This window comes from Streptomyces sp. NPDC087844, from assembly GCF_044742785.1.
In the GTDB taxonomy this organism is placed as follows: Bacteria; Actinomycetota; Actinomycetes; order Streptomycetales; family Streptomycetaceae; genus Streptomyces.
On record NZ_JBIUVD010000008.1, the window covers coordinates 122,489 to 149,073 of the forward strand.

20 protein-coding genes are annotated in these 26,585 nt (G+C 71.1%); 5 read left to right on the forward strand and 15 right to left on the reverse strand.

Annotated elements, in window-relative coordinates; genetic code table 11:
- Positions 1-101 precede the first annotated feature (101 nt).
- The 3 genes from ACIOKD_RS18140 to ACIOKD_RS18150 are packed head-to-tail and all read right to left on the reverse strand — an operon-like array spanning position 102 to position 3,750.
- On the reverse strand, positions 102-1,064 hold the full coding sequence (locus ACIOKD_RS18140) for a DUF2510 domain-containing protein (RefSeq protein WP_402084609.1): 963 nt from the start codon (positions 1,062-1,064) through the stop codon (positions 102-104).
- 54 nt (positions 1,065-1,118) lie between these two features.
- A complete protein-coding gene (locus ACIOKD_RS18145) occupies positions 1,119-2,306 on the reverse strand; it encodes an anhydro-N-acetylmuramic acid kinase (RefSeq protein WP_402084612.1) in 1,188 nt (395 codons plus the stop codon).
- A 4-nt stretch (positions 2,307-2,310) separates the two neighbouring features.
- Positions 2,311-3,750 carry an MFS transporter gene (locus ACIOKD_RS18150; RefSeq protein WP_402085026.1) on the reverse strand — a complete coding sequence of 480 codons (1,440 nt, stop codon included), beginning with the start codon at positions 3,748-3,750 and terminating at the stop codon, positions 2,311-2,313.
- Positions 3,751-3,980: 230 nt separating this feature from the next.
- Between ACIOKD_RS18150 and ACIOKD_RS18155 the strand changes: the two genes are divergently transcribed.
- Positions 3,981-6,650 (forward strand): ATP-binding protein, encoded by a 2,670-nt coding sequence (locus ACIOKD_RS18155; RefSeq protein WP_402084614.1) that lies wholly within the window; start codon positions 3,981-3,983, stop codon positions 6,648-6,650.
- Positions 6,651-6,803: 153 nt separating this feature from the next.
- Here ACIOKD_RS18155 and pcaD read toward each other — a convergent pair whose 3' ends face one another.
- The 7 genes from pcaD to ACIOKD_RS18190 all read right to left on the reverse strand — a co-directional run bounded on the left by pcaD (position 6,804) and on the right by ACIOKD_RS18190 (position 13,312).
- Positions 6,804-7,949 (reverse strand): 3-oxoadipate enol-lactonase, encoded by a 1,146-nt coding sequence (gene pcaD, locus ACIOKD_RS18160; protein WP_402084616.1) that lies wholly within the window; start codon positions 7,947-7,949, stop codon positions 6,804-6,806.
- Positions 7,946-9,232 carry a 3-carboxy-cis,cis-muconate cycloisomerase gene (gene pcaB, locus ACIOKD_RS18165; protein WP_402085028.1) on the reverse strand — a complete coding sequence of 429 codons (1,287 nt, stop codon included), beginning with the start codon at positions 9,230-9,232 and terminating at the stop codon, positions 7,946-7,948. The genes pcaD and pcaB overlap by 4 nt, the downstream gene beginning before the upstream one ends.
- Positions 9,233-9,327: 95 nt before the next feature.
- Complete coding sequence (gene pcaG / locus ACIOKD_RS18170) at positions 9,328-9,900, reverse strand: protocatechuate 3,4-dioxygenase subunit alpha (RefSeq protein WP_402084619.1); 573 nt, start codon at positions 9,898-9,900, stop codon at positions 9,328-9,330.
- A gap of 2 nt (positions 9,901-9,902) precedes the next feature.
- The gene (pcaH, locus tag ACIOKD_RS18175; RefSeq protein WP_402084621.1) at positions 9,903-10,673 is read right to left on the reverse strand and encodes a protocatechuate 3,4-dioxygenase subunit beta; all 771 of its coding nucleotides are present in this window, start codon (positions 10,671-10,673) and stop codon (positions 9,903-9,905) included.
- Positions 10,674-10,686: 13 nt separating this feature from the next.
- Positions 10,687-11,889 carry a thiolase family protein gene (locus ACIOKD_RS18180; RefSeq protein ID WP_402084624.1) on the reverse strand — a complete coding sequence of 401 codons (1,203 nt, stop codon included), beginning with the start codon at positions 11,887-11,889 and terminating at the stop codon, positions 10,687-10,689.
- The gene (locus ACIOKD_RS18185; RefSeq protein ID WP_402084627.1) at positions 11,886-12,557 is read right to left on the reverse strand and encodes a CoA transferase subunit B; all 672 of its coding nucleotides are present in this window, start codon (positions 12,555-12,557) and stop codon (positions 11,886-11,888) included. The genes ACIOKD_RS18180 and ACIOKD_RS18185 overlap by 4 nt, the downstream gene beginning before the upstream one ends.
- A complete protein-coding gene (locus ACIOKD_RS18190; protein ID WP_402084629.1) occupies positions 12,557-13,312 on the reverse strand; it encodes a CoA transferase subunit A in 756 nt (251 codons plus the stop codon). The genes ACIOKD_RS18185 and ACIOKD_RS18190 overlap by 1 nt, the downstream gene beginning before the upstream one ends.
- 223 nt (positions 13,313-13,535) lie before the next feature.
- On the opposite strand from ACIOKD_RS18190, the gene ACIOKD_RS18195 reads away from it, so the two are divergent.
- Positions 13,536-14,012 (forward strand): MarR family winged helix-turn-helix transcriptional regulator, encoded by a 477-nt coding sequence (locus tag ACIOKD_RS18195; RefSeq protein ID WP_402084632.1) that lies wholly within the window; start codon positions 13,536-13,538, stop codon positions 14,010-14,012.
- A gap of 103 nt (positions 14,013-14,115) precedes the next feature.
- On the opposite strand, the gene ACIOKD_RS18200 is transcribed toward ACIOKD_RS18195, so the two are convergent.
- Both ACIOKD_RS18200 and ACIOKD_RS18205 read right to left on the reverse strand, forming a co-directional pair.
- The gene (locus tag ACIOKD_RS18200) at positions 14,116-15,081 is read right to left on the reverse strand and encodes a DUF3048 domain-containing protein (RefSeq protein ID WP_402084634.1); all 966 of its coding nucleotides are present in this window, start codon (positions 15,079-15,081) and stop codon (positions 14,116-14,118) included.
- A 273-nt stretch (positions 15,082-15,354) separates the two neighbouring features.
- Positions 15,355-16,425, reverse strand: coding sequence for an ATP-dependent DNA ligase (locus ACIOKD_RS18205; protein ID WP_402084637.1), 1,071 nt, complete (start codon positions 16,423-16,425; stop codon positions 15,355-15,357).
- A 93-nt stretch (positions 16,426-16,518) separates the two neighbouring features.
- Here ACIOKD_RS18205 and ligD point away from each other — a divergent pair, with 93 nt between their 5' ends.
- Positions 16,519-17,532, forward strand: a complete 1,014-nt coding sequence (gene ligD / locus ACIOKD_RS18210) for a non-homologous end-joining DNA ligase (protein WP_402084639.1) — start codon at positions 16,519-16,521, stop codon at positions 17,530-17,532.
- Between the two features lie 34 nt (positions 17,533-17,566).
- On the opposite strand, the gene ACIOKD_RS18215 is transcribed toward ligD, so the two are convergent.
- Positions 17,567-19,735 (reverse strand): OmpL47-type beta-barrel domain-containing protein, encoded by a 2,169-nt coding sequence (locus ACIOKD_RS18215; protein WP_402085030.1) that lies wholly within the window; start codon positions 19,733-19,735, stop codon positions 17,567-17,569.
- A 68-nt stretch (positions 19,736-19,803) separates the two neighbouring features.
- Entirely contained in the window at positions 19,804-22,308 is a 2,505-nt protein-coding gene (locus ACIOKD_RS18220; protein ID WP_402084641.1) for a ThuA domain-containing protein, read from the reverse strand.
- A 287-nt stretch (positions 22,309-22,595) separates the two neighbouring features.
- On the opposite strand from ACIOKD_RS18220, the gene ACIOKD_RS18225 reads away from it, so the two are divergent.
- Entirely contained in the window at positions 22,596-23,573 is a 978-nt protein-coding gene (locus ACIOKD_RS18225; protein WP_402085032.1) for a multicopper oxidase domain-containing protein, read from the forward strand.
- Between the two features lie 417 nt (positions 23,574-23,990).
- Positions 23,991-25,022, forward strand: a complete 1,032-nt coding sequence (locus tag ACIOKD_RS18230) for a LacI family DNA-binding transcriptional regulator (RefSeq protein WP_402084643.1) — start codon at positions 23,991-23,993, stop codon at positions 25,020-25,022.
- A gap of 229 nt (positions 25,023-25,251) precedes the next feature.
- Here the strand turns inward: ACIOKD_RS18230 and ACIOKD_RS18235 are convergent, their stop codons facing one another.
- Positions 25,252-26,478: a glycoside hydrolase family 64 protein gene (locus ACIOKD_RS18235; protein ID WP_402084645.1), complete on the reverse strand. Its 1,227-nt coding sequence runs from the start codon at positions 26,476-26,478 to the stop codon at positions 25,252-25,254.
- Between the last annotated feature and the right edge of the window lie 107 nt (positions 26,479-26,585).

The following is a 26,585-nucleotide window of genomic DNA, read 5'->3' on the forward strand; positions in this document are numbered from 1 at the left end:
GGGGCGGCGCGCACCCCCCGGCCGGGTGGGGTTCCTCTTGAGCGGAGAGGCGCCCCACCCGGCCGACCGGTGTGCCCGCGGTCCGTGCCCGGGGTTACGTCCTACACGTCCTGGCCGTTGCCGCCGCCGCCCGCGGATTCCTTGATGCCCTTGGTGATGTCGTCGATCACGGACTGCTTGGGCGCGCCGGAGCCCACGTCGATGCCGAAGCGCACGACGACGAGCTGCTTGGCGTTGGCGGGCGCGGGGAAGACCAGCGACTCGACGTAACCGTCGGCGCCCTTGCTCGTGACGACCTTCCAGCGGACCGCGTAGCCCTTCTGCCCCGCCACGGTGACGGCCTTCGAGGAGAGCTCGTCGTGCGAGGTGATCTTGCCGTAGCTCTTGCCGCCGTAGGACTCCTCGGCGTTCTTGGAGATGTCCTCCTTGGCCGCGGCCTCGACGGTGGTGGCCTTGAGCTCAAGGGCGAGCGCGGGAGCGGAGTAGGCGCCGCCGCGCGTGCAGGTCGCCGAGGTGTCGCCCGGGCACTTGTAGGAGTCCTTGGACGTCACCTGGGCGCCCACCTGGATGGTCGAGCCGCTCCAGTCGTCGGGTACGGGGAGGCTGATGCCGTTGACCGGGTCGGCGGCGAAACCCTCCTCGGACTGCTGCGGCTGCGGGACAGCGCTCTCGCCGCCGTCCTGGCCGCCGGGACCGCCCTGGCCACCGCCGTCCTGGCCCTGCGGGCCGCCCGGCAGCGACGGCGTCGGCTGGGCGCTGCTCTGCTCGGGGCTGTCCGTACTGTCGTCGGTGGTCAGCGCGTACACACCGCCGCCGATGCCCGCGAGCACCGCGATGGCGGCGGCCACGGCTATCGCCGTACGCACTCCGCGCCGTGGCCCGCCCGGCTTCGCGCCCCCGTACGGGGTGCCCGGCGGGTACCCCGGGGGACCCCATGCGGCGGCCGACTCCGCGGGGCGGGTCTGGTCCGTCCATGTACTGCCGTCCCACCAGCGTTGCGTGGCGGGACCGTCACTTGTCTGCCCGGGATCGGGATACCAGCCGGGGGGAGTCGCCTGCGTCATGGCCCCACCGTATGAGGTGTGGGTGAAAGCCGTATGAGAGGACCCCCTTTCAGGTCACTTCAGAACCAGGCGCACCGGCTGTCTCGCGCCCGGACGCAGCGTCGGGAATCCGCTCCGCCCCGGTGTGAGCGAGCCGAGCACACCGGCGTGCCGGGCTCCGGTACTCCTCGGATCGGTGCCCGTAAGCCCGTGCGACGTCAGGAACCCCAGAACGGCGAAGGCGTACGCCTCCTTGGCCGCCGCGGGCAGGCCGAGACCGTCGGAGAGGCGCAGCGGCACCCCCCGCAGTTCCTCGGCCAGCATCGCCATGAGGACGGGATTGCGCGTCCCGCCGCCCGAGACGATCACCTCGGTGGCGCGCGGGGACCCGGTGGCGCTCAGGGAACGGACGGCGTCCGCCACCGTCCGCGCGGTGAGCCGGGTGAGGGTCGCGACGACGTCCTCGTCGGTCGGCGTCACGTTCCCGTCGGCCGACGAGGCGAAGTCCGCGAGTGCCGCGAGCAGATAGCCCTCGTGGAACAGCTCCTTGCCGGTCGTCTTCGGCGCGGGTCGCGCGTAGTACGGCTCGGCGAGCAGGCGCCGCAGCAGCGGCTCGTGCACGGTGCCGCGGGCGGCCAGCGCCCCGTCGGCGTCGAAGTCCCGGCCGGTGAAACGGCGTACCGCCGCGTCGATCAGCGCGCCCGCGGGGCCCGTGTCGAACGCGGTGCCGTCGGGTGCGGTGAGGTTGGCGATGCCGCCGAGGTTCAGCGCGACCGGCGTGCCCGGCCTCCCGCGCAGCCACAGGAGGTCGACCAGGCTGACCAGGGGCGCGCCCTGGCCGCCCGCGGCGATGTCGCGCGGCCGGAAGTCGGCGACCACGGGTAGCCCGGTCGCCTCCGCGATCCAGGCCGGCTGCCCGATCTGAAGGCTGCCCCGCACTTCCCCCTGGTCGGTCCAGTGGAAGACGGTCTGACCGTGCGAGGCGATCAACTCGGCCCGCCCGTCACACAGTTCGCGCTGGGCGCGGACCGCCGCGGCGGCGAAGGCCTGCCCGACGAGGGTGTCCAGCCGGCACACCTCGGCGAGGGTGGTGGCCGCCGGGGGCAGCGCAGCCGCGAGGGCCTCGCGCAGACCGGGCTCGTATGCCTCGGTCACCATCCCCAGCGGCCCCAGCACCAGGTCCTCCCTGTCCAGGTGCAGGTCGGCCGCCGCCGCGTCGATGGCGTCGTACGACGTGCCGGACATCAGGCCGATCACGCGCATCGGCTCAACTCCCCTTCTCCGCCTGCTTCTCCGCCCGCTTCTTCTGCCGCTGTACGTGTTCGTTCCCGGCGCCTGTCCGCGCCTCACGGAGTGTCAGGAGGGCCAGTACGCTCACCGCGCACGTGGCCGCCGCGTAGTACGCCGGGATGTCCACGCTGCCCGTCCGCTCGATCGTCTCCGTGATGATGAGCCCCGCGCACCCCGAGAACACGGCGTTGGACAGGGCGTAGGAGAGTCCCAGGCCCGTGTACCGCACGCTCGTCGGGAACATCTCCGAGAGCATCGCGGGTCCTGGGCCCGCCATCAGACCCACGATCGCCCCCGCGACGGACACGGCGGCGCCCTTGAGCGTGGTCGAAGTGCCGCCGTCCTGCAGGAGGTTGAGCAGGGGCACCGCCAGCACGGCGACCAGCAGCGCGCCCGTGAGCATCACCGGCCGCCGGCCGATCCGGTCGCTCAGCAGGCCCGCCGGGATGATCGTCGCCGCGAAGCCCAGGTTGGCGAGGACCGTGGCCACCAGCGCCTGCTGGAAGGTGGCGTTCAGCGAGCTCTGCAGATAGGAGGGGAGTACGACGAGGAAGGTGTATCCGGCGGCGGCCCAGCCCATGACACGCCCGGCGCCCAGCGCGATGGCCTTCGCCACCTCACGCGCCGGGGGTCGCTCGGACCGCTGGTCCTCTCTGTCGGCGTGGTCGGCTTCCCCTGCCTCGCCTGCCTCGTCGGCATGGAGCGGCCGGTGCGACTGGGGTGCCTGGAGTGCCTGGAGTGCTTGAAAAGATGGTGTCTCGTCGAGGCGCAGCCGCAGCCACAGTGCCCCGAGCCCCATCGGCAGCGTCAGGAGGAACGGCACGCGCCAGCCCCAGGAGTTCAGCTGTGCCCCGGTGAGCAGGGTCGCGAGGAGCGCCGCGGCCCCCGCCCCGCCCAGCAGCCCCAGCGCCACCGTGAACGACTGCCACGACCCGTACAGCCCTCGCCTGCCCGGTGGCGCGAACTCCGTCATCACCGACACCGCTCCGCCGAACTCCCCGCCCGCCGAAAGCCCTTGGACCACCCGGAGGAGGGTGAGCAGCCAGGGGGCGAGGGCGCCCGCCGTGGCGTACGTGGGCAGTACGCCGATCAGGGTGGTGGCGGCCGTCATGAGGACGATGACCAGGATCAGCACGGGGCGGCGGCCGACGCGGTCGCCGAGCCGGCCGAACAGCGCGGCGCCGACGGGCCGGAAGAAGAACGCGAGCGCGAACGACGCGTACGTCCTGACCAGGGCCTCGGCCTCGGAGCCGCCCTCCGGGGTGAAGAACCGGGCCGCGATGACCGTGGCGAAGTAGCCGTAGACACCGAACTCGTACCACTCGATGAAGTTGCCGACCGACCCCGCGACCAGCGCTCTTCGGGAACGCTCCGGCCGGTCGGTCCGCGAGCCGGAGCCGTGCGCCGGGGCATCCATACCGTTCCTCCCGCACTGGGGCATGCCGACGATGCCGCCAGTCAGTTTCAGTTTGCGGTTGCTCACAGTCAATGACTGTCACCCGCGCCGGTCGGCGGTCAGGTCCGTCGACTCCGTCCTCCGCCTTCACCCATGACGGCAACAGGTGTCCCGACCAGGCTCCATCGCGCCTTCCGGAGGACTACGCTCGAAGTCTGTACGTCGTTGGGCCGACCTGGGGAGGCAGCGGGATGACGGAGGTACGGCCGGGTGCGGCCGCCCCGACACCGCTCTGGGAGCGCGACGCGGAACTCGCCGCGGTCACGGAGGCCGTCGACGCCCTGTGCGCCGGCTCCGCCGCCGGCAGCCTGCTGGTGTTCACCGGTGAGGCGGGCATCGGCAAGACCGCGTTGCTCGCCCAGGTCCGCGCCCTCGCGGAGAGCCGCTGCACGGTCTGGTCGGCCCGCGGCGGCGAGACCATCACGTCCGTTCCGTTCAACGTCGTCCGGCAGTTGCTCCAGCCCGCGCTCGTGGCACTGATGCCGGACGAGGCGCGCGAGTACTTGGGCGACTGGTACGACATCGCCGGACCCGCACTGGGCATAGCCGAACCGGGCGCACGCCAGGCGGACCCGCAGGGCGTGTGCGACGGACTGGTCGCCGCCGTGCGCAGGCTCGCCCGACGCGAGTGGCCGCTGGTGCTGCTCATCGACGACGCCCACTGGGCCGACCAGGAGACCCTGCACTGGCTGGCGGCCTTCGCCGAGCGCCTCGACGATCTGCCCGTCCTCGTCGTGGTCGCCCGCCGCCCGGGGGACGCCACCGGCGAGAGCGCCCGCCACCTCGACACGCTCGACGCGCTGTCCCGTCCGATGCCCAGCCTGCGCCCGCTGACCCCGGACGCCACGGCCGGACTCACCCGCGCCACACTCGGCGCGCACGCCGACGCCGCGTTCTGCCGCGAGGTCTGGGCGGTCACCGGCGGCAACCCCTACGAGGGCGTGGAGCTCCTCGCCAAGGTCCAGGACAGCGAGCTGGATCCGGTGGAGGACTCGGCCGCCGAACTGCGCGCGCTGAACCGCGCGGCGCGCGGGCGCGGACTGGTCGACCGGCTGGAGGGCCTCGGCGTCGACGCCACGAAGTTCGCCTGGGCGGCCGCCATCCTCGGCACCCAGATCTCCGTGGACCTCGCGGCGGAACTGGCCGGAATGCAGCGGGACGAGGCGGAGCGCTGCGCCCTGCGGCTGAGCGTGGCCCGCATCCTGACCGAGGCCGACCGGGCGCCCGGCCAAGTGGGCGACGGCGAGCTGGAGTTCGTTCATCCGCTCATCGCCACCGCCGTCTACCGCTCGATCCCGGACGCGTTGCGCACCGCGATGCACGGTGTGGCCGCCGCGGTCGTCACCGCGTCGGGCCTCGGCGCCGCCGCGGCCTCCCGCCACCTCCTGGAGGTGCATCCGGACGACGACCCCGAACTCGTCGAGCAGATGCGCGAGGCAGCCGGTGAGCACCTCGCCGTCGGCGCCCCGGACGCGGCCCGCCGGTGTCTGGAGCGCGCCCTGCTGGAACCGCCGCTCCCGGAGGTCCACGCGCGCGTGCTCTACGAACTGGGCTGCGCCACGCTCCTGACCTCGCCCGCGACCACCATCGGATATCTGCGCCAGGCGCTCACGGTGCACGGCCTGGAGGCGGAACTGCGGGTCGACGCGGTCTGCCGGCTGTCCTCGGCGCTCGTCCACAACGACCAGCTGGAGGAGGCGGTCGCGGTGGTCGACGCGGAGGCCGACCGGCTCGAACCAGGGCCCGCGCGGATGAGGCTGCAGGCCGTGCACTACATGTGGGAGGGCATCCACGCCGGCGAGGAGGACGCGCCCGGCCGCTCCCGCCGGCTGGCCCAGCTGGCCGAACCGCTCACCGGCCGCGACAACTCCGAGCGCGCCCTGCTCATCCTGCGGGCCTTCGACGCCATGACCCGCGGGGAGAACGCCGAGGAGGTCGCCGAACTCTGCGACCGCTCGCTCGTCAACAGCGGTCTCGCGCCGGGCCTCGGCTGGACCGACACCGAGTGGAGCTTCGAGCTCCTCATGATGCTCGGCATCTCCTACACGTACGCGGACCGGCTCGACCGTGCCGAGAGCCTCTTCACGGAGGCCCGGCGGTCGTACGAGTCCGCCGGCTGGAGCGGTGGCCATCTGGCCCTCGCGCACGCCTTCGGCGGATACGTGCTCCGCAGACGGGGACGCCTCAAGGAAGCGGACGCGTCACTGCGCGAGGCGCTGCGGCTCGCGGACCGGGTCGGCCGCGGACTTCCCATGCACTGGTCCGCGGCGTGCATGCTCATCGACACCCTGCTCGCCCGCGGTCATGTCGGCGAGGCCGAGGAGATCGCCGAGCGGTACTCCTTCGAGCCGCCCCACCCGTCCACGATCGTCCTGCCGGACACCCACTCGATAAGGGGGCGCCTGCTCATCGCCACCGGTCGCGTCGAGGAGGGCGTGAACGAGCTGGAGGCCGCGGAGAAGATGTCCGAGGCCCGCGGCGGTCACAACACGGTGATGGCTCCCTGGGCGGGCGACCTCGCCCGGACCCTCGCCGTCGAGGACCCGCGCCGCGCCGCGGAGGTCACCGCGCACGCCCGCGTCCAGGCCGAGCGCTTCGGCACCGACACGGCCATCGGTGAGGCCCTGCGCTGCGCCGCCGCCCTGGAGACCGGCCAGCGCTCGGTCGCGCTCTACGCCCAGGCGGTCACCTACCTGGAAGCGTCCCCCTGCGCCTACGAACACGCCGCGGCCCGCGTCGACTACGGCATCGCTTCCCGCTCCCGCACGGAGATCGACCGAGGCCTGACCCTGGCGCAGTCCTGCGGAGCGGACGGCCTGGTGGCACGCGCCCGCGAGGCACTGGGCCCGGGAGCCCCGTAAGGGACGCGGGAAACGGCGCGCTCAGCCCCTACGCACCAGCAGTCGGGCATGCGAGGTGTCGCGGCCGGTCCGAATCCGGCTTTCGACCGCGGACGCCTGGGGCGCGCCGCGCCGTTCCCCGCGCCCCTTACGGGGCTTGCCGATACGGGTCGGTCACTCCTCCTCGGAGAGGACCCGCTGGGCCACGGCGAACGCCGAGTTCGCCGCCGGAACCCCGCAGTACACCGCCGTCTGCAACAACACCGCCCCGATCTCCTGGGGCGTGAGCCCATTACGGCGAGCCGCCCGCACATGCATCGCCAGCTCGTCATAGTGCCCGTGCGCGACGAGCGCGGTCATAGTGATCATGCTGCGCTCACGCCGGGCCAGCGTCTCGTCCGTCCAGACCTCACCCCACGCGTACCGCGAGATGAAGTCCTGGAACCGCGCCGTGAACGCCGACTGCCGAGCCTGCGCCCGGTCCACATGCTCGTCACCGAGCACCTGCCGCCGCACCTCCATCCCACGCCCGGCGTCACCGCCGAAGTGCGCGCGCAACGCGGTGAGCACGGCCTCCGGCCGCTGCGCGGGCGCGAGATGCGACGCGCCCGGGATCTCCACCAGCGCCGCCCCCGGCACCGCGTCCGCGATCTCCCGCAGATGCGCGGGCGGCGTCGCCGGATCCTCGCGCCCGGCGACGAGCAGCGCGGGCGCGCCGATGCGAGGCAGCTGCGCACGGATGTCGAACGCCGCCAGCGCGTCACAGCACGCGGCGTACCCGTCCGGGTCGGCCGTCCGGTGGTCCTCGACCAGCCCGGGAACGGTGAACCCGGGCGTGAACCAACGGGAGTCGGCGCCCTCCGCCAGCCCGGCCAGCCCTTCGGCCCGTACGAGCGCGGCCCGCTCCCGCCACGGCTTCGCGCCGTTGAAGTGCGCCGAGGAGCAGATCACGGCGAGCCTCTCCACCCGCTCCGGGTGGTGGACCGCGAGATGCAGCCCCACCGCACCGCCGAGCGAGACACCGGCGTACGAGAACCGGTCGATGCCGAGCGAGTCCGCGAGCGCCAGCACCAGCGCGGCCAGGTCGGCGACGGTCGCCCCCGGACCGATCAGGGAGGCGGACGAGCCGCCGTGCCCCGGCAGATCCCAGCGCACCACCCGGTGGGTGACGGAGAGTTCGGGCGCGACCTTGTCCCACAGGGCCAACGACGTGCCGAGGGAGGGGCCGAGGAGCAGCGGGGGAGCGGAGGCGGCTCCCTCGGCACGATGGTGCAGCAACGTGTCCTCCGTCGGCGCGGGTCGTTCGGTCCGGCTGGTCAACGTCGCTCCAGGGCACGGTCGGTGAGGGCTCCGGCGGAGCCCGTGTACTGGGTGGGATCAGTGAGGGCCACCAGGTCGAAGTCCTTCAACTCGGGCTCCTCCGCGAGGAGTTCCACGAGCGGCCGGCCCTCCGCGGTGGCCCGCCGTGCGACCCGGGTGAGCACTTCCTTGGCGCGGGCCCGCCCGAGCACCGGCGCGAGTTCGGCCGACAGCCGCTCGGACACGATCAGACCGTGCGTGAGGTCCAGATGGGCACGCATCGCGTCCGCGTGGACCTGCAGGCCCTCGGCCAGCTCCGCCGCGTCCCGCGCCGCCCCGCCGACCAGGCGGAGCAGGTCGCGCAGCGGCTCCCACTCGGCGTGCCAGGCGCCGGCGGGCCGTTCGTCCTCGGCGGCCATGGCCCCGTACAGCGTCGCCGCGAGCTGCGGCGCCCGGCGGGCCGCGGCCGCGATCAGTGTGGCCCGCACGGGGTTCGCCTTGTGCGGCATGGCGGAGGACCCGCCACCCGTGCCCTCGCTCAACTCGCGGATCTCGGTACGGGAGAGGGTGAGGACATCAGCGGCCGTCTTGCCGAGGGCGCCCGCGGTGAAGGCGAGGGCGCCCGCCAGGTCGGCGACCGGTGCCCGGAGGGTGTGCCAGGGCAACACTGGCGCGGCGAGGCCCAGTTCACGGGCGTACGCCTCGACCAGCGCCCCCGTGTCCAAGGCTCCGTACACGGTGAAGGCCGCCAACGTGCCCGCCGCACCGCCGAGTTGCACCGGCAGGCTGTTCCGAACCAGCCGCACCCGGTCCCGGGCGTCCAGCACCAGCGACCGCCAGCCCGCCGCCTTCAGACCGAAGGTGGTGGGGACGGCGTGCTGGGTGAGCGTGCGCCCCGGCATGACCGTGTCCCGGTGCTCGCACGCGAGGCGGGCCAGCGCGCGCTCCGTACGGGCGAGGTCACCGGACATCACGTCCAGCGTCCGTACCGCGACCAGCATCGTGGCCGTGTCCATGATGTCCTGGCTGGTCGCGCCCCGGTGGACGTAGGGGGAGTGCTCGTCGCCGACCGCCGCGCTCAGGTCGGCGACCAGCGGGATCACCGGGTTGCCACCGGCCCGTGCGCGCGGCGCGAGCGCGTGGACGTCGAAACGCGCCGCGTCGGCAGCGGCGGTGACGGCGTCGGCCGCGGCGGCCGGGGCGAGACCGAGTGAGCCCTGAGCGCGGGTGAGAGCGGCTTCCGCGTCGAGCAGCGCCCGGAGGAAGGCGTGATCGCCCGTCGCGGCCTCGGCGGCCGACCCCACCCGCCCGGGCGCGAGAAGCCCCGCGTCGAGGCAGGCGGTACCGGCGGGTTCCGCAGGCTGCTCGGGTTCGTCGGGTTCGTCGGGTCCGACCGCTGTCACTGAAACTCCAGGAAGACCGTTTCGCCTTCGCCCTGAAGACGGATGTCGAAACGGTACGTCCCGTTCGTCCCGTTCGCGCCCCCGGTCGCCACCAGCGTGGCGCGCCGCTCGGCCGGCAGCGAGTCGAGCAGCGGGTCCGGGCCGTCGGCGAGGTAGGCGCGCGTGAAGAGGTGGTGTGTCAGCCCGCGCGCGAACACGCACACGCTGATGTACGGCAGCCCGGAGTTGCCCGGCGGCAGGGTGTGCAGCGCGTAGTGCCCGTCGGCGTCCGTGGGCACCCGCCCGTAGCCCGTGAAGTCGACGCCGTTGCGCCCCAGGAATCCGCCGGTCGACGGATCGCGGCGCATGGAGCCCGGGGCGCCTGTCAGCGAGCCGTCGGGCGCGGCCTGCCAGAAGTCGAGCAGGGCGTCGGGGACCGGCCTGCCCGCGCCGTCGTACACGTACCCGTGCAGGCTGATCGCGTCCGGGTGGCCCAGGGGGGCGATCCGGTCGCCGTCGGGGAAGGGGAGGGCGTGCCCGTAGAACGGGCCGATGGTGTGGGACGGGGTGGGGAGCAGTCGCTCGGCCATGGTCAACGGCCTTCCTCGATCCAGGTGGCGGAGGGACCGTCGAGGACGATGTCCCAGGCGTAACCCATCGAGAACTCGGGCTTGGACAGGTCGTGGTCGTAGGTGGCGACCAGCCGCTCGCGGGCCGCCCCGTCCGTCACCGACTGGAGAATCGGGTCGTACCGGAACAGCGGATCGCTCGGGAAGTACATCTGGGTCACGAGCCGCTGGGTGAACGCCGTCCCGAAGACGGAGAAGTGGATGTGCGCGGGCCGCCACGCGTTGGTGTGGTTGCCCCACGGGTAGGGGCCCGGCTTGATCGTGGTGAACGAGTACCGGCCCTGAGCGTCCGTCAGGGTGCGTCCGACACCGGTAAAGTTGGGGTCGAGCGGCGCCGGGTGCTGCTCGCGCAGATGGGCGTACCGGCCGGCTGCGTTGGCCTGCCAGATCTCGACGAGCTGGTCGCGCACGGGGCGGCCGTCGCGGTCGAGCAGCCGTCCCGAGACGGTCATGCGCTCACCGATCGGCTCACCGCGGTGATGGATGGTCAGATCGCTGTCGTGCTCGGTGATGTCGGTGACGCCGAACACGGGGCCCGACAGCTCGACGGTCTCCGGGTCGCCGCCGCTCACGGCGACCAGCGGCTGTCGGGGATGGCGCAACAGGGAGCTGCGGTACGGGGCGTAGTCGCGCCGCGGGTGGTGCAGGACCGGGGCGCCACCGGCGACCGCCTTGTCGTACGCGTCCCGCTGGTCCTTGATCTCTGTGTCGATGTCCGACTGGGTGAGAGCCATGAGAGGTGGGTTCCTAACGCTCCAGTACGAGGGCGAGGCCCTGGCCGACGCCGATGCAGAGGGTGGCGACGCCGACTCCCGAGCCCTTGCGGGCCAGTTGGTGGGCGACGGTCCCGGCGAGGCGGGCACCGGAGGCGCCGAGGGGGTGGCCCAGGGCGATGGCCCCGCCCTGCGGGTTCAGGACGGCCGGGTCGAACTCGGGCCACTCGGCGACACAGCCGAGGACCTGGGCGGCGAAGGCCTCGTTGAGTTCAAGGGTTGACAGGTCGTCAAATGTTTTGCCCGCCTTGGCGAGCGCGCGGTTCACGGCCTCCACCGGTGCGAGACCGAAGTAGTCGGGGTCGAGCGCGGAGACACCGGACGCGGACACCCGGGCGAGGGGTTCGCGGCCGGTGGCGGCGAGACCCTCCTCGTCGACCAGGAGCAGGGCCGCCGCTCCGTCGTTGAGCGGCGAGGCATTGCCCGCGGTGACCGTACCGCCCTCGGCACGGAACGACGGCTTGAGCCTGGCCATCGCGGCGAGGGAGGCGTCGGCGCGTACGCATTCGTCGGCGGCGAAGGACAGCGGGTCGCCCTTGCGCCGCGGGATGGAGACCGGCGCGATCTCACCGTCGAACAGGCCCGCGGCCTGGGCGGCGGCCGCCTTGCCGTGGCTGGCGAGGGCGAACTCGTCCTGCTGTTCACGGCTGATCTTGTGCTTGTCGGCGATGCGTTCGGCGGACTCGCCGAGCGGGATGGTCCACCGCGGGTCCATCTCCGGGTTGACCATGCGCCAGCCGAGAGTCGTGGAGTACAGCTCGGTGTGCCCGGCGGGGAAGGGCCGGTCGCTCTTCGGCAGGACATAGGGGGCGCGGGTCATCGACTCGACACCGCCGGCGAGCGCGATCGAGGCGTCGCCGAGCGCGATGGCGCGGGCGGCCTGGATGACGGCTTCGAGCCCGGATGCGCACAGCCGGTTGACGCTCACGCCCGGGACGGAGGTGGGCAGACCGGCGAGCAGGCCGGCCATGCGGGCGACGTTGCGGTTCTCCTCGCCGGCGCCGTTCGCGTTGCCGAAGTACACGTCGTCGATCCGTGCCGGGTCCAGGTCCGGTGTGCGGGCGAGGAGCTCACGCAGGGCATGGGCGGCCAGGTCGTCCGGGCGGACGGCGGCGAGGCTTCCGTTGTACTTGCCGAACGGGGTACGGACGGCGTCGACGATGTAGACGTCTTTCACGGCTGCTTCTCCTCGGTGAGCTCCTCGACGAGCTCTTCGGCGATACGGACCTTGGCGGCAGTCTTCGCCACGACCTCATCGACCGTGACACCGGGCGCCGTCTCGACCAGTACCAGGCCGCTGTCGGTGACGTCCAGGACACCGAGGTCGGTGATCACGCGGTTGACACAGGCTTTGCCGGTCAGCGGCAGCGCGCACGCCTCCAGGACCTTCGGCGACCCGTCCTTGGCGGTGTGGGTCATCACGACGATCACCGTACGGGCGCCGTGCACCAGGTCCATGGCCCCGCCGATCCCGGTGATCATCTTGCCCGGTACGGCCCAGTTCGCCAGGTCGCCGCCCGCGGAGACCTGCATCGCGCCGAGGACCGCGACGTCGATGTGCCCGCCGCGGATCATCCCGAACGACAGCGACGAGTCGAAGTAGGAGGCGCCGGGCAGGACCGTCACGGTCTCCTTGCCGGCATTGATGAGGTCCGGGTCGACCTGATCCTCGGTCGGGTACGGGCCGGTGCCCAGGATGCCGTTCTCCGACTCCAGGATCACCTCCACGTCCGGCGGGAGGTAGTTGGGGATCAGTGTCGGCAACCCGATGCCGAGATTCACGTACTGGCCGTCCGTGAGTTCGCGCGCGGCCCGCGCGGCCATCTGTTCACGCGTCCAGGCCATCAGCTGCTCACCGTCCGCTGTTCGATCTTCTTGTCCGCCGCCTGCGCCGGGGTGAGCGCGACGACCCGCTGCACGAAGATGCCCGGCAGATGCACCGCGTCCGGATCGATCTCGCCCGGCTCCACCAGCTCCTCCACCTCGGCGATGGTCACCCGCCCGGCCATCGCGGCGAGAGGGTTGAAGTTGCGGGAGGACTTGTTGAAGACGAGGTTCCCGTGCCGGTCCCCCCTGGCGGCCCGCACCAGCGCGAAGTCGGTACGGATGCCGCGCTCCAGTACGTACGGGGTGCCGTCGAAGTCCCGTACCTCCTTCGGCGGGGAGGCCAGCGCTACGCCGCCCTCGCCGTCGTAGCGCCAGGGCAGTCCGCCGTCGGCGACCTGCGTGCCCACACCGGCCGGCGTGTAGAACGCGGGAATCCCGGCGCCGCCGGCCCGCAGCCGCTCGGCCAGGGTGCCCTGCGGGATCATCTCGACCTCCAGCTCCCCGCCCAGGTACTGCCGCGCGAACTCCTTGTTCGCCCCGATGTACGAGCCGGTGACGCGGGCGATACGGCCGGCCGCCAGAAGGACCGCCAGGCCGGACTCCATCGCCCCGCAGTTGTTGGACACCACGCCCAGGCCGGTGACACCGCGCTCGTACAGCGCCTGGATCGTCACGTTCGGCACACCGCTGAGGCCGAAACCGCCGACGGCGAGTGTCGCGCCGTCCGGTACGTCGGCCACAGCCCCGGCGGCTGTGGAGACCACCTTGTCCATCTGCGAAGCCCCATCTCTCCTGAGCGTCCCGCGGCCCCGATTAGTCAGGGCACTGAGTATTTCTACGAGGTTTCGAACACGCTGCCATCGCGGCCGTCAACCGTCAAGGCCCCCCATGAAACAAGAGCTGTGAGTCCGTACACGGAGAAGAGACAGCGGAGTGCCGGCCCGCTATTGTTCAGTGCACCAACGAATGCCGACTCTCGTGTCCGAAGGAGCGCTCATGGCCGCGGTGGATCTCTCCGCCCACCCCGGGCACCTGGCCCGGCGGCTGCAGCAGGCGCACTACCTGCTGTGGAACACGATGGTCTCCGAGGAGATCACCTCGCCCCAGTTCGCGGTCCTGAACGCGCTCGTCGCCGAGCCGGGTCTCGACCAGCGCACGGTGGGGGAGAGGGTGGGGCTCGACCGGTCCACCATCGCCGAGGTCATCAGCCGGCTCGGTCGGCGCGGCCTGCTGGACAAGGTCCGCGACCCCCAGGACGGCCGCCGCTCCCTGCTGCGCCTCACGGACGACGGCGTGCGCGTCCATCGCAAGCTGACCGTGCGGACGGCTCGGATGAACCAGGTCTTCCTGGCTCCGCTCTCCGGGGAGGAGCAGGCCGTCTTCTTCGACCTGATCCGGCGCGTCTCGGACGCGGCGGAGGGGTTGCGCAATCCGGCTGCGCCGGGGGCGGCGGTTGCCGGCGGTGCGCCTTGACGGGGCGCGGGGAACCGCGCGATCTTTTAGGGGCGCGCTACGACGTGCCCGCACCCGCACCTGCCCCCGAAGGCAACACGCCAGGTCGCTGCTGAGCAGTGGGTCACGCCCGTGCGAACACCACCCACACCTGGCCTTCGGCGAAGTTCATCGGTGTGCCGCCCGCCGTCGTGAACTCGGTGCCACCCGTGGCGAGGGGCCGCTTCCACGCCGCGTCGAAGGCCTTGCCGTCGCGCAGTACTTTCGCCGTGCCCGAGCCGACCGTCTCCGTGTAGGGCGTGATGTTGCCGAGGTAGTCGTGGTACCTGGACTCACGGATGTTCACGTACTGCACGACGACGGTCGAGGCGGTCACCCGCGCCCCGCCGGTCGTCACCGTCGGCGTGCCGTCCATCGACACCAGCCAGCGCTGTTGGTCCCGGGACCAGTCGAAGGTGAAACGCGCCTCCGGGAAGCGGACCGTTCGCGTGCTCTCGGCCGTGCCTCCCGCGGGCGCGGCGCCGTACCGGAAGCCCGTCGTCAGCGCGTCCGCCCCCGGCGCGGCCGTCAGCAGCCGGTGGGGGCGCAGATACAGGTTGTGCGGCTGGGGCTTGTCCGTGCCCCGGTAGTACGCGTTCGTCCTGTCCTCCGGCAGGGCGGTGCGCAGTGGCGCGCTGTCGATCAGCGGCAGCAGCCTCTTCTGTGCTCCCGAGAAGGCGAGCGTCGGCTCGTGGAACTGGCGCAGCAGCTCCAGGTCCGACTCGCGCGCGCTGCGTACCGGGCCGATGGCCTTCGGCAGGCGGGTCGCGTACACCGCCATCAGCCGGCTGAGGCCGCCCTCGACCTGCTCGGCGTACACGACGTCGGCGGCGTCCAGGCCCGTCTGAGGGCGGGCGCCGGGCACGTTGTCGATCTTCACGACGAGCGGGGAGGCGGCCCGGGGCGCCGGACTCGCCGGGGCGCTGGTGCCCTGCGTGCTGTCGGTGCGGGGTGGCAGGTTTCCGCGCTGCTTGTCGTCGAGCGGCTCACCGCTCGTGCACGCCGTCGCCACGGCGCCCACCAGCAGGGCGGCCAGCAGTGCCGTCGTCATGGCTGAGCGCCTCGAACGCCCCGTGCGTCTCCCGCGTACCGTGGCCACCGTGCCCCGTTTCGTCGTTTTTCAGGTTATAGGTTCAACGAGTACGTACCCCATGAGCCAAGATCGAAGGCGTGCGCTGGTCCGAGCGGGTCACGGGCGCGGGCGGGAGGGTACGGCGGTCCGGCCGACGGCGCCGGGCCGCGAGGCATAGGTCGTACGCGGGAGACGTACCCAAACGAGCCGCCGCGCAAGGGTGTTGGCCGGCGGGGATGTGCCTCGGCCCGTTCAGTCGCGCGGTCCCAGGATGTCCGCGAGGTCGTAGCCGACCGGTTCCTCCAGCTGGGCGTACGTACAGCTCTCCGGTGTGCGGTCCGGGCGCCAGCGGCGGAAGCGCGCCATGTGCCGGAAGCGCTCACCGTTCTCCATGTGCTCGTACGCCACCTCGCACACCAGCTCGGGCCGCAGCGGAAGCCAGGAGAGGTCCTTCTTGCCCGTCCAGCGGCTGGGCGCGCCCGGCAGCCGCGCCGACTCGTGCGCCGACTCCTCGGCCCAGGCCGCCCACGGATGCCCGGCGGGCGACTCCATGAGCAGCGGGGCCAGCTCCGCGATCAGTTCCTCGCGCCGCTTCATCGTGAAGGCCGCGCACACCCCCACGTGCTGCAACGTGCCCTCGGCGTCATACAGGCCGAGCAGCAGCGAGCCGACGACGGGCCCGCTCTTGTGGAGCCGGTAGCCCGCGACCACCACGTCGGCCGTGCGCTCGTGCTTGATCTTGAACATCAGGCGTTCGTCCTGCCCGTAGCGCAGGGCGAGGGGCTTGGCGACCACACCGTCGAGCCCGGCACCCTCGTACTGCTCGAACCACCGCCGCGCCACCTCGATGTCCGTCGTCGCCGGCGCCAGGTGCACGGGGGCCGCGCTGTCGGACAGCGCCATCTCCAGCAGGGCCCGCCGGTCGGCCAGGGGGACGTCCAGCAGCGACTCGTCGGCCAGCGCGAGCAGGTCGAACGCCACGAACGACGCGGGATGGCGCTCCGAGAGCGTCTTCACCCGCGAGGCCGCCGGATGGATGCGCTCGGAGAGAGCGTCGAAGTCGAGCCGTCCACCCCGCGCGACCACGATCTCGCCGTCCACCACACAGCGCTCCGGCAACCGCTCCCGCAGCGCCACCACCAGCTCGGGAAAGTACCTGACCAGCGACTTCGTGTTACGGCTGCCGATCTCGACCTCGTCCCCTTCACGGAAGACGATCGCCCGGAACCCGTCCCACTTCGCCTCGTAGTGCATGCCCGGCGGAATCCGCGCCGCGGACTTGGCGAGCATGGGCTTCACGGGCGGCATCACCGGCAGATCCATGCTCTGATTCTGCGTGGATACGCGAGGAACCGCCTGGTGTGCACCGTCGGCGCGGATATGCGAGGTGTGCGCGGTACGCCTACCGTGGCTCGCATGGTGGACGCGGTGGAGCTGGAGGCGGCGGGCAGGACGGTACGGCTGTCCAGCCCGGACAGGGTCTTCTTCCCGGAGCGCGGCTTCACGAAGCTGGACCTCGCCCGGTACTACCTCGCGGTCGGCCCCGGAATCCTGCGCGCGCTGCGGAACCGGCCCACGACCCTGGAACGCTACCCCGAGGGGGTCGGCGGCGAGTCCTTCTTCCAGAAGCGGGCGCCGAAGAACATGCCCGACTGGATCCCCACCGCGCACATCGCCTTCCCCAGCGGACGCAGCGCCGACGAGATGTGCCCCACCGAGGTCGCCGCCGTCCTGTGGGCCGCCCAGTTCGGCACGCTGACCTTCCACCCCTGGCCCGTACGCCGGGACGACGTCGACCGGCCGGACGAGCTGCGCATCGACCTGGACCCGCAGCCGGGCACCGACTACGCCGACGCGGTACGCGCCGCCCATGAGCTGCGCGAGGTGCTGCACGAGTACGGGGATCTGCGCGGCTTCCCCAAGACCTCGGGCGGCCGTGGTCTGCACGTCTTCGTGCCGATCACACCGCGCTGGACCTTCACCCAGGTCCGCCGGGCCGCGATCGCCGTCGGACGTGAGCTGGAGCGCCGGATGCCGGATCAGGTGACCACGGCCTGGTGGAAGGAGGAGCGGGGCGAGAAGATCTTCGTCGACTACAACCAGACGGCCCGCGACCGCACGATCGCCTCCGCCTACTCCGTACGCCCCCGGCCGCACGCGCCGGTGTCGGCACCCCTCACCTGGGACGAGGTCGGTGAGGCCGTGCCCCGGGACTTCGATCTCGCGACCATGCCCGCGCGCTTCGCCGAACTCGGCGATGTGCACGCGGACATGGACGAGCACGCCTGCTCCCTCGAAGCCCTGCTCGAACTCGCCACCCGTGACGAACACGATCACGGACTCGGCGATCTGCCGTACCCGCCCGAGTACCCGAAGATGCCGGGCGAGCCGAAGCGGGTACAGCCGAGCAGGGCCAAGAAGGAGAGCTGACCTGCGACTGCGCGACCGATCAACTAGTCGGGCGTCACAGCTCCTTGATCCTGACGTCCCGGTACGACACCACGTCCGTGGTGCCGTGCACCTGGAGCCCGATGTAGCCGGAGGCGAACCGCCGCCCGTCCGTGCCCGGGTCGTCCGAGCGGGGCGGGGTGAAGTCCTGACCGCCGGTGTTGTCGAACTCGTTGATCAGCACGCCGTTGCGGTAGACGGAGTAGTGCTGGTCCACCACGCGGATCTCGTAGTCGTTCCAGGTTCCCTTCTGGGTGACACCGGCACCGGCCAGGCCCACCCGGTCGAAGCCGTAGAGCGAACCGGTCTTGTACATGTCGCCGGTGGGACTGTCGAACTCCTGTATCTCGTGCCCGTACTTGATGGCGACCCACTCCGGCCGGGACTCCTCCGGGTGGTTGTGGACCTGCGGGAACCGCACGAACACACCGGAGTTGGCGTTGCCCGTGCCCGGCGCGTCGTCACGCCACTGGAGCTTCAGCGAGAAGTCCCCGTACTTGCGCTCGGGGAACCACAGCATGCCGAGGCCGGCCTTCGAGGTGCCCGACGTGATGGTGCCGTCGCCGTTGAGGCCGAACGAACCGCCGCCCACGTGCTGCCACTTGCCGAAGGTGTCCTGCGTGCCGTCCATGATCGTGCGGTAGCCCTCGGTCTGGCCGGGATCACCGATGCCCGACTCGTCGGCCGCCTCGTCGATCAGGTCGTACTCACGCTGGACGATCACACCGTCCTTGAGGAGGGTCTTGAGGACCGCCGTCACGTGCTTGAGGAACAGCGCGTGGGACGTCCACTCCTTCTCGTCCTCGATCAACTCGTTGATGCGGCACCGGCTGTTGGTGATCCGGTTCGGCACGCCCGTGTCGACCGTGCCGACGATGACCGTCAACCGCTCGTCGTACTCGGCGCAGTTGGGCGCCGGCACGCCGCCGCCCGGGGCGATCGTGAAGCTCACCGTCCGGGCGGCCGAGGTGTTGCCCGCCTTGTCGCTCGCCCGATACGCCACCGAGTGCGCGCCCGCGCGGTCGACCACCACGGGAGCGGTGTACGCCAGGTAGGGGCCGCCGTCGAGCGAGTACTCGATCCTGTCCACCCCCGAGCCGCCGTGTGCGTCCGTGGCGGTCACCGTCACCTTGGCGGTGTTGATGTACGCGCCGGCCGAGTTCTTCGTGCCCTCGACGCTCACACCGGTCACCGGGGGAGTGGTGTCCTCGACGGGCGGCGCGACGACGGTGAACGACACGGACTTCTCGGCGGCCGCGTTGCCCGCCTTGTCCGTCGCCCGGAACCGCACCTTGTGCGCGCCCACCTCGTGGACCATCACCGGAGCGGTGTAGGGCTGCCAGGCACCGGCGTCACCGAGCGCGTACTCGATGGTGTTGACGCCGGAGCCGGTGTCGGAGGCCGTCACCGTGACGGTCGCCATGGAGACGTACTCGCCCTGCGCGTTCTTCTCGCCCGTCACCGTGGCCGAGGTGTCCGGCGCGGTCGTGTCGTCCGTCGGCGGGGCCACCACCGTGAACTGCTCCGCCTTCTCCGCGGACGTGTTCCCGGCCTTGTCGACGGCCCGGTAACGGACCTTCTGGGCGCCGACCTGATCGACCACGACAGGCGTGGTGTAAGGCTGCCAGGCGCCCGCGTCACCGAGGGCGTACTCGACGCGCTCGACGCCCGAACCGCCGGTGTCCGTCGCGCTGATCGCCACGGTCGCCGAACCGACGTACGCGCCGTCCGCGTTCTTCGTTCCCGTCACCTCGGCCGCGGTCACCGGCGCGGTGGTGTCCTCGCCGGTGCCCTCCGTGACCACCAGGATGCCCTGCATCTGGCCGTGGCCGGGGATCGTGCAGAAGTAGCGGTACCGGCCGGGTGAGAGCGTCACCTCGGCCGTGTGCTTGCCACCCTGGTCGTCGTTCGGGTTGGCCAGGATGTTCAGCGGGACGTCGTTCTGGTACTCCGGGTCCGACACGTCGAACGTCAGCGTGTGCGGCATGCCCATGGTGTTGCCGGTCGCCTCGCTGTTCTCGAAGACGATCGTCGTCGGGCCCGCGACCGCCGTCGTGGGCGCGGAGGTGTACTTGGTGATGTCGTCACCGGCCGTCCAGGTGAGCGTCTGCGCCGCGGTGCCCGCCCCGGACGGGGTGTTGTCGGTCTGGCCGGAGGCCGAGGTCGAGGCGAGCCCCAGCACCATCAGCAGCGACGCGAGCAGCGCCGTCCACAGCCGTCCAGTTCTTCGCCTGCCGATGTTCGTCACGCGCGTCACTGCGCCTCCCTGGCGAGCTGATCGGCGGCGGGAGTGGGGCCGCCGCCCTTGTACGTCACCTGCCACAGCGCGGACTTGGAGTCCGAGGTGAAGAAGCCACGGCCGTAGTCGAGGACGTACAGCGTGCCGTCCGGGCCGAACTTCCAGTCCATGAGGTTCTTGATGCCGTCGTTGCCGATGGGGATGATCTTCTTCAGGGACTCGGCGTGCACCGGGATGCCGCCCTGCCCGGCCGTCTTCGGGTCGAGGAGCACGGCGTGGCGCGGCTGGTCGGCGTCGTAGAAGTCGCCCACGAACCACTTGCCGTCCCAGTACGAGGGCCACTTGGCGGCGTTCGCCAGCGTGCCGTCGTACCGGTAGACCGGGCCGTCCATGGCCGCCTGGCCGCCGCCCTTCAGCCACGGCAGCAGGAACTTCTGCTCCGCCGTCTTGTACGACGGGATGCCGCCCGCGTCCCGCGGGAAGTCCGGGCCGCCGCCCTGGGGCGAGTACCAGATGGTGTTCGATGTGACCGGCGGGAGATTCACGAGACCGTCGTTGTTCGGCGACTCGTTCTTCGGCGCGTTGCAGTCGTACCAGCCGAGCGGCTTCGTCGGATCGGGCAGGTTGCGGTCCCGGTAGGGCTGCTTGTTGCCCATGCAGTACGGCCAGCCGTGGTTGCCCGGCTTGGTGATCGCGGCGAACGTGTCGTACTTCGCCGGGCCCCAGGTCGTCGACGGCGACCCGGCGTCCGGGCCGACCCAGCCCGCGTACAGCGTGTCGGTCTTCTTGTCGATGGAGATGCGCGCCGGGTTGCGGACGCCCATCACATAGATCTCGCCACGCGTCTTGCCGCCGCCCTCGGCCGTCTCCTTGCCCGTGAAGAGGTTCCCCTCGGGCAGGGTGTACGTGCCGTCCTGCTCCGGGTGGATGCGCAGGATCTTGCCGTTCAGGTTGTTGGTGTTGCCCGCCGTGCGGCGCGCGTCGGCGAAGGAGACGCCCTTGTAGTTCGGCTGCGGGTTGTTGCCCGAGTAACCGTCGCTGAAGCCGCTGGAGTTGTTGTCACCGGTGGCGATGTACAGGTTGCTCTTGGAGTCCCAGGCCAGGCCGCCGCCCGCGTGGCAGCAGCTGTGGATCTGCACCGGCCACTTCAGCAGGACCTTCTCGCTGTTCAGATCCAGCCTGCTGGTCGCCGAGTTGTAGGTGAAGCGGGAGACGTACCGCTCGGCCATCCGCTTGTCGCGGTCGATCCGGGAGTGCGGTGTGTAGTGCAGGTACACCCACCCGTTGTCCGCGAACCGGGGGTCCAGCTCGATGCCGAGCAGGCCCTCCTCGACCTTGATCAGCTCGTCGCCGCCGCCCTTGTTGCCGAAGACGTTGAGCGTGCCGGCCAGGGTGACCTTCTTGGTCCTCGGGTCGTAGACGTGGATCTCGCCCTTGCCCTTGCCGACGTCCGGGTTGTTCCAGTCCGTGACGACCGGCTGCGACGAGTCGGCACCGCCGCGGCCGATGTAGAACACGCGGCCGTCCGGGGCGGTGACCAGGCCGTGCGGTTCGCCGATCTGGTCGTTCTGGCCCGGCTGGTTGGCCTGGGTCAGCCGCTCCGCCTTGTAGTTGCCGTTGATCGTCGCCTTGCAGTCGGCTTGCGAGATCCGGGCCGTCCACGCGAGCGCCCCGCGCAGGTGCGAACGGAACTCCGTCTCGTCGTACGAGGACTCCGTGCCGCCCATGCCGGTGTAGAAGGACCGGCCGCCGTCGTAGTCACGGCACCAGGACACGGGGTGGTCGGCGCCGTTCGCGCCGGTACCCGGCTGGTACGTCGACTCGCGGACCCGGGCCACCGTGTGTACGTCGCCGGACGGGTTCTTGACCCAGTTCAGCCACTGGTCGGGGCGCTTCCACTGCAGCGGGAGATCCTTGGTGGCCGGATGCTGCCGGTCACCGACCTCAACGATCGCCCGCTGTACGGCCGTTGGGCTGCTCGCCGCCGGACGGGCCCCGACGAGCCCGGTGAACCAGTCCGAGTACGGCTCGGCGCGGGCCGCGTCATGGATGCCGAGGAAGCCGCCGCCGGCCTCCATGTACGACTCCAGGCCGGCCTCCTGCTCCGGTTCGAGGACGTCACCGCCGCCGGTCAGGAAGACGACGGCGTTGTAGAGGCCGAGTTGCGTCTCGTCGGTGAAGACCGAGGCGTCGTCCGTGGCCGTCACCTTGAAGCGCCCGGCCGTGGGGCCCGTCCGGCCGATGTCCTCGATCGCCTCGATACCGGCGTTGACGACGGGCGACTCCTCGCCGCCGGCCGCGGAACCGTGGTAGATCAGCACGCGTACATCGGAGCCGCCGGGGGGCGACGTGATCGACATCGTTGTCAGCGGGTCGGGTGCCGGGCGCGCGCTCGCGGCGGGCCCCGAGAGGACGCCCGCCGTGACGACTCCCGCAGCCAGCGCGGCTGCCCAGCCTCTCCGTCTGGACCTGCCCAACTTCCGTACAGTCAGTGGCGTTTGATGCGGTGTGGGCCGCATGTGGTCACCCCATCCTCCTCGGTCACAGCAACAGCGCCATGGAAGCTAGACCTTTTCGCGGAACTCGCCAATAGGTATGACCGGGATCGCACAAACTTTGTCCTGAGTGTGGATAAACGACGGCGATGCCACTACCGTCTCACCAGTTCGTCTCTGTCACCCGGTTCGGTCGGATCCACCGCCAGATCCGCGACCGGACCCACCAGTCCCGTCAATTCCGTTGACCGCGTTGCAGGTTGGGAGAGTTCGGCATGGGCACCACGGACGACATGGCCACCACGGACGCGATGGACAGGCGCGGGTTCAGCCGTCGGATGATGCTGGGCGGGGCCGCGGTCGCCACGGTGGCGACATCGTTGTCACTCGTCGCCGCGAAGGACGCGACGTCCGCCGACAGCGCGGCGAGCGCGAGCACCGCGCTCCGTACCGCTCCCGCCGGCGGCGAGGTCAGGCGCATCAAGCTGTACATCGAGAAGCTCGCCGACGGTCAGTTGGGTTACGGGTTCGAGAAGGGTGCGGCCTCGATACCCGGCCCGCTGATCGAACTCAACGAGGGTGACACCGCGTACATCGAGGTCGAGAACACGTTGGACGTGGCGGCGAGTCTGCATGTCCACGGCCTGGACTACGAGGTCTCCAGCGACGGCACGAAGCTGAGCAGGTCGCATGTCGAGCCGGGCGACACCCGGACGTACACCTGGCGCACCCACGCCCCCGGCCGCCGCAAGGACGGCACCTGGCGGGCGGGCAGCGCGGGCTACTGGCACTACCACGACCATGTCGTCGGCACCGAGCACGGTACGACCGGCATACGCAAGGGCCTGTACGGGCCGGTGATCGTGCGCCGGGAGGGTGACATCCTGCCCGACAAGACCCACACCATCGTCTTCAACGACATGACGATCAACAACAGGCCGGGTCACGACAGCCCCAACTTCGAGGCCACGGTGGGGGATCGGGTCGAGTTCGTCTCGATCACGCACGGCGAGTACTACCACACGTTCCACGTGCACGGTCACCGCTGGGCGGACAACCGCACCGGCCTGCTGACCGGCCCGGACGACCCCAGCCGGGTGGTCGACAACCTGATCGTGGGCCCCGCGGACTCGTTCGGCTTCCAGGTCATCGCGGGGGAGGGCGTCGGAGCGGGCGCGTGGATGTACCACTGCCACGTCCAGAGTCACTCCGACATGGGAATGGCGGGGTTGTTCCTGGTGAAGAAGACAGACGGCACGATCCCTGGCTACGAGCCCCACGAACACTGAACGACGGGGCACGCAGCACCCCCCGCCCAGGGGCGCGGGGAACGGTGCGTTCAGCGACGGCGTGCCCGCACTTGGTGGCCGGTCTGTTTTTAGGGCGCGGGGAACGGTGCGTTCAGTCATGATGTGCCGGCGCGTGACGGCGGTCTGGTCTTTTGGGGGCGCGGGGAACGGCGCGTTCAGCGACGGCGTGCCCGCACTTGGTGGCCGGCCTGTTTTTGGGGGGCGCGGGGAACGGCGCGTTCAGCGACGGCGTACCCGCACTTGGTGGCCGGCCTGCTTTCAGGGGCGCGGGGAACGGCGCGACCAACCACGACGGACCCGCTCGCCGCCAGCCGCTCGGCAAGAAGGGAGCGCTCTCAGCAAAGGGGAGAACCACGGCTATCCTGATCGGCAACCGCCGCCCTGAGGAGCCCCGAGGTGACCGAGCAGTCGACGCAGCCACGCCCCACACTGGAGGCCGTGGCCGCCCGGGCGGGAGTCTCCCGAGCCACCGTGTCCCGCGTCGTCAACGGCGGCGAGGGCGTCCGCGAACCCCTCGTCGAACGAGTCAGGCGCGCCGTCGAGGAACTCGGTTACGTCCCCAACCAGGCCGCCCGCAGCCTCGTCACCCGACGCCACGACGCCGTCGCCGTGGTCATCGCCGAACCGGAGGCCCGAGTCTTCGCGGACCCCTTCTTCGCGCTCCAGCTCCGGGGCATCAGCAAGGAGCTGACGGCCCACGACTCGCAACTCGTACTGCTGCTCACGGAGGGCCGCGACGACCACGCCCGCGTGGCGCGCTATCTCGCCGGCGGCCACGTCGACGGCGCCCTCGTCTTCTCGCTGCACCTCGACGACCCGCTGCCCGGCCTGATCCACGGAGTGCCGACCGTGTACGGAGGGCGCCCCGGCTGGAGCGACGGATCACACGGCGTGGTCTACGTCGACTGTGACAACAGGGGCGGCGCCCGGGAGGCCGTCCGGTATCTCGTCGGGCTCGGGCGCGAACGCGTCGCCCACATCACCGGGGCCCTCGATCAGACCTCGGCGGTCGACCGGCTCGACGGGTTCCGTGACGTCATGGTGGACGCCGATCCGAGGCTGATCGTGGAGAGTGACTTCACCCTGGGTGGCGGCGAGCACGCCATGCGGGAACTTCTCGACCGGTGCCCCGATGTGGACGCGGTGTTCGCCGCGAACGACCTCACGGCGGTCGGTGCGATGCGGGTTCTGCGGGAGCACGGGCGGCGGGTGCCCGAGGATGTCGCCGTCATCGGGTTCGACGACATGCTGCCGTTCACCGAACAGGCTGATCCGCCGCTCACGACTGTCCGGCAGGACATCGAGGAGATGGGGCGGTTGATGGCGCGGTTGTTGTTGCGGGGGTTGGACCGGAGCGGGTCCGCTGCCGCGGGGGTGCCGTCGAGTGTCGTGCTGCCTACGACTCTGGTTCGGCGGGTCTCCGCGTAGCCGCTCCGGGGGGTGTGTGTGCGGGGTTCGTTGTGGCTGGTCGCGCCGTTCCCCATGCCCCTGCAAGCCAGGCTGTTCGTCGGGTGCGGGCACGTCGTGGCTGGTCGCGCAGTTCCCCGCGCCCCCAAAAGACAGGACCGTCGCCGCGTGCGGGCATGTTGTGGCTGGTCGCGCCGTTCCCCGCGCCCCTTGCGGGCGCCCCCGGTGGGGCGTCCGCCAAGGGCGGGGGTCACGCGCCTACCGACACCGTGAAGCGGTGCGGGTTGCCGTCGTGGGCCGCGCCCGATACGTCGGGCTGGCCGTCAGGGCGTACGTCGTCGTACGGGAAGGCGTAGCCGATGGGGGAGTTGGCGTGTACGACGCGTGCCCAGTGGTTGGTGACCGCGCCCGTGTAGTAGTCGGACGTGGTCGTGCCGTTGGGCTGGGTCGGGTGGGTGAGCATGATCGAGCGGTTGAAGCCGGCGGCGAGGCGGGCGAGGATGGCCTTCTTGTCGTCGGAGTCGCCCGGGTTGTTGGCGAACGGGCCGTGGTTGCAGGTGAAGATGTCCTTCGACGTCGGCTTGCTGAAGGTGTGACCACCGGCGAAGGTCAGCGTGTCGCCACTGACCCGGCCGTTGAGTACGCCCCGGCCGCCTTGGAGGTCGATCCCCAGGTCGGTGGAGCGGTACTTGTCCCAGACCTGGTCTATGTAACTGGTCCACAGGTCGCGGAACGGCATCTCGGCGGGCCGGTCGAAGTACGGAGCCATCAGGTTCTGCGGCGAGACCACCCGCAGTACGGAGCCGTCGCTGCCCCGGGTCACCAGCTTGTCCCAGGGCTGGCCGTCCTTGGCGGCCTGTGCCGTGAGGTCCGCGGCGATCCGGTCGACGGCGCCGTCGGGCAGCGGGGCCACCGTGTGCGTGGCGTCGCCCTCCAGGGTCAGACCGATCGGCAGCGCGGTGACCAGGTCGACGTAGCTGATGTTGGCGTACAGCTGATCGGTGTTGAACGTGAATTCGCAGAACGACCACGTCCTGACGTAGTTCGGGTCGGCGGGCGTGGCGAACGCGGGCTCGACCAGGGAGGGGCCCGGGTTGAGGTAGAAGTCGAGCGTGCTGTCCCGTACGAAGTAGACGCGAGCGCCGTACATCTGGGGCAGCGTCAGCACCTTGGCGGCGGAGCCGGCGGCGCCGAGGGGGATGGCGCAGTCGACGGGCAGCGGTGTCTGGGGAGCCGACGGGGAGGTGGGCCGGTAGACACTGCCGTCCGCGCGCAGCAGGACCCAGTTGCCTGTCGACTGCTCGTGACCGGTGACGTACGCGCGGACCGTACCGGGCAACGAGTTGTTCTTGAGGGCGAGTTCACAGGTCGCGGGAGCCGCCTCGGCCGCCGGGCTGAGAGTGCTCCCCCAGACGGGGTAGCCCGCGGCAGCGGTGACGGCCGCGGTTCCGGTCAGAAACTTCCTGCGTGAGATCAAGGGTGTCTCCTGGGACGTGGGGGGAGGCAGGGGCGGGCCGATGTATGGGGCATCGGCCTCCTGCGGGGCACCACTGTTCCCAGAGGGGAGTTGAAGCGTCAAGGGTT

What these genes read in the sequence shown, in the direction of transcription:
- ACIOKD_RS18145 (WP_402084612.1), bottom strand. Translation starts at nt 2,306, where the DNA reads ATGCGCGTGATCGGCCTGATGTCCGGCACGTCGTACGACGCCATCGAC.
- ACIOKD_RS18200 (WP_402084634.1), bottom strand. Translation starts at nt 15,081, where the DNA reads ATGACGACGGCACTGCTGGCCGCCCTGCTGGTGGGCGCCGTGGCGACG.
- ACIOKD_RS18190 (WP_402084629.1), bottom strand. Translation starts at nt 13,312, where the DNA reads ATGGACAAGGTGGTCTCCACAGCCGCCGGGGCTGTGGCCGACGTACCG.
- ACIOKD_RS18150 (WP_402085026.1), bottom strand. Translation starts at nt 3,750, where the DNA reads ATGGATGCCCCGGCGCACGGCTCCGGCTCGCGGACCGACCGGCCGGAG.
- ACIOKD_RS18220 (WP_402084641.1), bottom strand. Translation starts at nt 22,308, where the DNA reads ATGCGGCCCACACCGCATCAAACGCCACTGACTGTACGGAAGTTGGGC.
- ACIOKD_RS18185 (WP_402084627.1), bottom strand. Translation starts at nt 12,557, where the DNA reads ATGGCCTGGACGCGTGAACAGATGGCCGCGCGGGCCGCGCGCGAACTC.
- ACIOKD_RS18155 (WP_402084614.1), top strand. Translation starts at nt 3,981, where the DNA reads ATGACGGAGGTACGGCCGGGTGCGGCCGCCCCGACACCGCTCTGGGAG.
- ACIOKD_RS18140 (WP_402084609.1), bottom strand. Translation starts at nt 1,064, where the DNA reads ATGACGCAGGCGACTCCCCCCGGCTGGTATCCCGATCCCGGGCAGACA.
- ACIOKD_RS18215 (WP_402085030.1), bottom strand. Translation starts at nt 19,735, where the DNA reads ATGGTGCTGGGGCTCGCCTCGACCTCGGCCTCCGGCCAGACCGACAAC.
- ligD (WP_402084639.1), top strand. Translation starts at nt 16,519, where the DNA reads ATGGTGGACGCGGTGGAGCTGGAGGCGGCGGGCAGGACGGTACGGCTG.
- pcaG (WP_402084619.1), bottom strand. Translation starts at nt 9,900, where the DNA reads ATGGCCGAGCGACTGCTCCCCACCCCGTCCCACACCATCGGCCCGTTC.
- ACIOKD_RS18225 (WP_402085032.1), top strand. Translation starts at nt 22,596, where the DNA reads ATGGACAGGCGCGGGTTCAGCCGTCGGATGATGCTGGGCGGGGCCGCG.
- ACIOKD_RS18195 (WP_402084632.1), top strand. Translation starts at nt 13,536, where the DNA reads ATGGCCGCGGTGGATCTCTCCGCCCACCCCGGGCACCTGGCCCGGCGG.
- pcaH (WP_402084621.1), bottom strand. Translation starts at nt 10,673, where the DNA reads ATGGCTCTCACCCAGTCGGACATCGACACAGAGATCAAGGACCAGCGG.
- ACIOKD_RS18205 (WP_402084637.1), bottom strand. Translation starts at nt 16,425, where the DNA reads ATGGATCTGCCGGTGATGCCGCCCGTGAAGCCCATGCTCGCCAAGTCC.